General features: G+C 72.6%; 4 protein-coding genes. 3 read left to right on the forward strand and 1 reads right to left on the reverse strand.

Annotated features, from left to right (window positions below; genetic code table 11):
• Nucleotides 1-25 precede the first annotated feature (25 nt).
• From JS521_RS34665 to JS521_RS34675, 3 genes are all read left to right on the forward strand, one after another.
• Nucleotides 26-181, forward strand: coding sequence for a hypothetical protein (locus tag JS521_RS34665; RefSeq protein WP_205086840.1), 156 nt, complete (start codon nucleotides 26-28; stop codon nucleotides 179-181).
• Between the two features lie 122 nt (nucleotides 182-303).
• Nucleotides 304-1,089 (forward strand): SAM-dependent methyltransferase, encoded by a 786-nt coding sequence (locus JS521_RS34670; protein WP_205086841.1) that lies wholly within the window; start codon nucleotides 304-306, stop codon nucleotides 1,087-1,089.
• Nucleotides 1,090-1,281: 192 nt separating this feature from the next.
• Complete coding sequence (locus JS521_RS34675; protein ID WP_205086842.1) at nucleotides 1,282-1,719, forward strand: DUF2267 domain-containing protein; 438 nt, start codon at nucleotides 1,282-1,284, stop codon at nucleotides 1,717-1,719.
• A 156-nt stretch (nucleotides 1,720-1,875) separates the two neighbouring features.
• Here the strand turns inward: JS521_RS34675 and JS521_RS34680 are convergent, their stop codons facing one another.
• Nucleotides 1,876-3,345 (reverse strand): SulP family inorganic anion transporter, encoded by a 1,470-nt coding sequence (locus JS521_RS34680; RefSeq protein WP_205086843.1) that lies wholly within the window; start codon nucleotides 3,343-3,345, stop codon nucleotides 1,876-1,878.
• Nucleotides 3,346-3,449 lie beyond the last annotated feature (104 nt).

Genomic DNA, 3,449 nt, shown 5'->3' on the forward strand with positions numbered 1-3,449 from the left:
GGGGACACGGGGGAGGGGACGGACCATGGATCTGTTCGACGGGGAGCTGGGCGGGCGGGACTACCACGGGCTGGACACCGGAGGCGGCTGGTCGTGGTGCGGCGTCATCACCGTCGGGGTCTTCATCCTCCTCGGGGTCCTGATCACCTGGGTTTTCGGGCTCGTCGGCCGGATCCTCTGAGCGCCCTGCCCCGGCTCGCCTCCGCTGCGTGCCGCAGGGCGGCGCGGTACGGTCGCCACCTGGGCCCCGGCAGGGGCGAATCCGGCCAACCACCGTGCACGGAGAGCCGGCAGAGGAGAGACATGAGCGTCGACGACGACGATTTCCGCCGCAGGATCCGGTCCGACGTTCCCCACTCGGCGCGTGTCTGGAACGCCTGGCTGGGCGGCAAGGACCACTACCCGGTGGACCGGGAGCTGGCCGAGGCGGTGAGCGCGGCCTACCCGCAGATGGCCGACATCGCCCGGGCCTCGCGCGCCTTCCAGATCCGCGCCGTCCGCTACCTGGCCTCCACGGGGGTACGCCAGTTCCTGGACGTCGGGACCGGGCTGCCGGTGGCGAACAGCACCCACGAGGTCGCGCAGAGCATCGCGCCCGAGTCGCGGATCGTCTACGTGGACAACGACCCGATCGTCCTCGCCCACGCCGAGGCCCTGCTGGCCGGCGCGCCCGAGGGCCGCACGGCCTATGTGGAAGCCGATCTCTCCGCAGTCGACACCGTGGTGGACGAGGCGGCGAGGACACTCGACCTGTCCGAGCCCGTCGCCGTACTCCTGCTCTCGACGCTCGGCCATCTCGCCCCGGCCGAGGGCATCGACGTCGTCCGGCGGTACCTGGCCCGGATGCCGTCGGGAAGCTTCCTGGTGCTCTGCGACACGGTGAAGACCCCGCAGACGCTGGCGGCGCAGGAGGCGTACGCGTCGGGCGACAACCCGCCCTACCTCGTCCGGGAACCGGAGGAGATCACCGGCTGCGCCGCCGGCCTGGAGTTGGTCGAGCCGGGGTTCGTGTCGATCGACCGCTGGCGGCCCGAGGAGGACGACGCGGTTCCGGTCGACCAGTGGGGGCTCGTGGCCCGCAAGCCGTAACGGTCCTACGGTCAGTCGTTCCGTCGCCGGGCAGCCGTGGCCTTCCGGGCATGACTTGTTCTTCGGTGGGCATCCGAAGAACACCTGACCTGGATCCACCCGCTGTGCGCCCCCGCGCCGACTCGACGACGAGCCGCGGGGGCGGCCCCCGCCACGACATGAGCAGTACGGACGAGAAGGGCTGCCGCCACGATGATCCACGAGCCTCGGAACGCCGGCGCACCGATGGACACGACCTTTGGCCTGCTGTTGGAGAAGATCCGGTACGAGGGCGCCTACCCCACGCGCGAACGCGCCGAGGAGAGCCTGTGTGCCGTGTTGGGTGCGCTCGGCCGGCAGGTCACCGGCGACGAGCGGGTCGCGCTCGCCGCCGCCCTGCCCGAGGAGGCCGCCCGCGTGTTCGCCGCGGAGGTCCCGGCCGTGAAGCAGCTTCCCGGGGCCGTCTTCGTCCGTGAACTCGCGGAGCGGACCGGGGGCACCCCGGCGACCGCCCGGTGGGCCGCCGGGGTGGTGCTCAGTCAGCTTGCCGCGCTGGTCGGCGACGACCTCGTCGCCGACGTCGTCAGCTGCCTGCCGCCCGGTTACGCGCTCCTCTTCGGCCGCGCGGAACTCCTCGCCCAGGCGGCCTGATCACTCGGCTTCGCGGGGCCGGACCTCTGCCCTTCCGCCGCCGCCACTTCGGCGGGACGCCGGGACGCCGGGCGCTCTCATGAAGCCCCGGCGTCCTGTACCGCTGTCTGCCTGTCTGTCTGCCTGTCTGTCTGACCGACTGCCTGACCGACCGGCCTACCGGCGGATCGTCACCGGTTCGATCTCCGCGTTGTTGTGCCGGCGCGCCCAGTTCTCCAGGGCCACCCGGCAGGCGTGGTCGAGGTGGCGCAGCCCGGTCAGGTCCAGCTCTATGGGCTGGTCCTGCGGGAGCTTCTCCAACTGCTCCAGGATCCGGGGCAGTCGCAGGAAGGTGGCGTTCCCGGTGAGGGTCACCACGACCCGGCCGCCGGTCAGCTCATGGGTGGTGAGCTGGACGTGCGAGGTCTCCCAGGCCGACTTGACCACCGCCAGCAGCAGACCGAGCACGACCCCCTCGAAGAGGTTGGTCACCACGATGGCGATCGCGGTGATCGCCAGCAGGACGGCCTCCCCGCGGTGTTCGCGCCACAGCGGGCCGAACTCCTTGGCGGGTACCAGCTTGCACCCGGCGTGCACGAGGATCCCGGCGAGCGCGGCCAGCGGGATGATCCCGACGGCGGCGGGCAGCAGTGCGGCGAAGAGCAGCAGCCACAGGCCGTGCGCGACCCGGGAGAGCGCGGTGGTCGCCCCGGCCTGGACGTTGGCGGCGCTGCGGACGATGACCGCGGTCATCGGCAGCGCGCCGAGCGCCCCGCAGATGGTGTTGCCGACGCCCTGGGCCACCAGCTCCTTGTCGTAGTCGGTACGGGGGCCGTCGTGCATCCGGTCGATGGCCGCGGCGCTGAACAGGCTCTCGGCCGAGGCGATCAGGGCGAAGGCCAGGACCGTGCCGATCACCGCCACGTCGGCGAGCCGGGAGAACTCCGCCCCACCCGGCAGATCGATGGCGTGGAGCAGGCCGTTGACGTCGGCCACCGCGGGACTCAGCCCGGCCAGCGAGGCGACGGCGGTGGCCAGGGCGACGGCGGCGAGGGGCGCCGGGACGATCCGCACCCGGGCCGGGAGCCTCGGCCACAGCAGCAGCACGGCGACGGTTCCCGCGCCGAGGCCGAAGGCGGTCAGGGCCTCCTGGTTCGTGACGATGTCGACGGCGAGACCCGGGAGCCCGGCCAGCTTGGCGAGACCGCTGCCCGGCTGTTCGAGGTCGGCCATGGCGTACACCTGGCCCAGCACGATGATCAGCCCGATGCCGGCGAGCATGCCCTGCACCACGGAGACGGAGATGGCGCGGAACCAGCGGCCGAAGCGCGCCAGCCCCAGCACGACCTGGAGCAGTCCGGCCGCGAGCACGATCGGACCGAGCGTGCTCAGGCCGAACTCCTTGACGGCTTCGAAGACGAGGACGGTGAGTCCGGCGGCGGGGCCGCTGACCTGGAGTTTGCTACCGGGGAGGAGGCCGACGACGAGTCCGCCGACGATGCCGGTGACCAGGCCCAGTTCCGCCGGGACTCCGGAGGCGACGGCGACGCCGACGCACAGCGGCAGCGCGACCAGGAAGACGACGAGTGACGCCAGCAGGTCACGGCGTACGACGTGGGGGTTCTTGAGGTCCTTCGCGGAAATCACGATGGCTTCCCTTGTGGGTACGGTCGCGGGGGGGGGGGGGGGGGGGGGGGGGGGGGGGGGGGGGGGGGGGGGGGGGGGGGGGGGGGGGGCGGGGGCGGGGGGGG

Origin of the sequence: Streptomyces durocortorensis, assembly GCF_016901035.1 — a bacterium.
Taxonomy (GTDB): Bacteria; Actinomycetota; Actinomycetes; order Streptomycetales; family Streptomycetaceae; genus Streptomyces; species Streptomyces durocortorensis.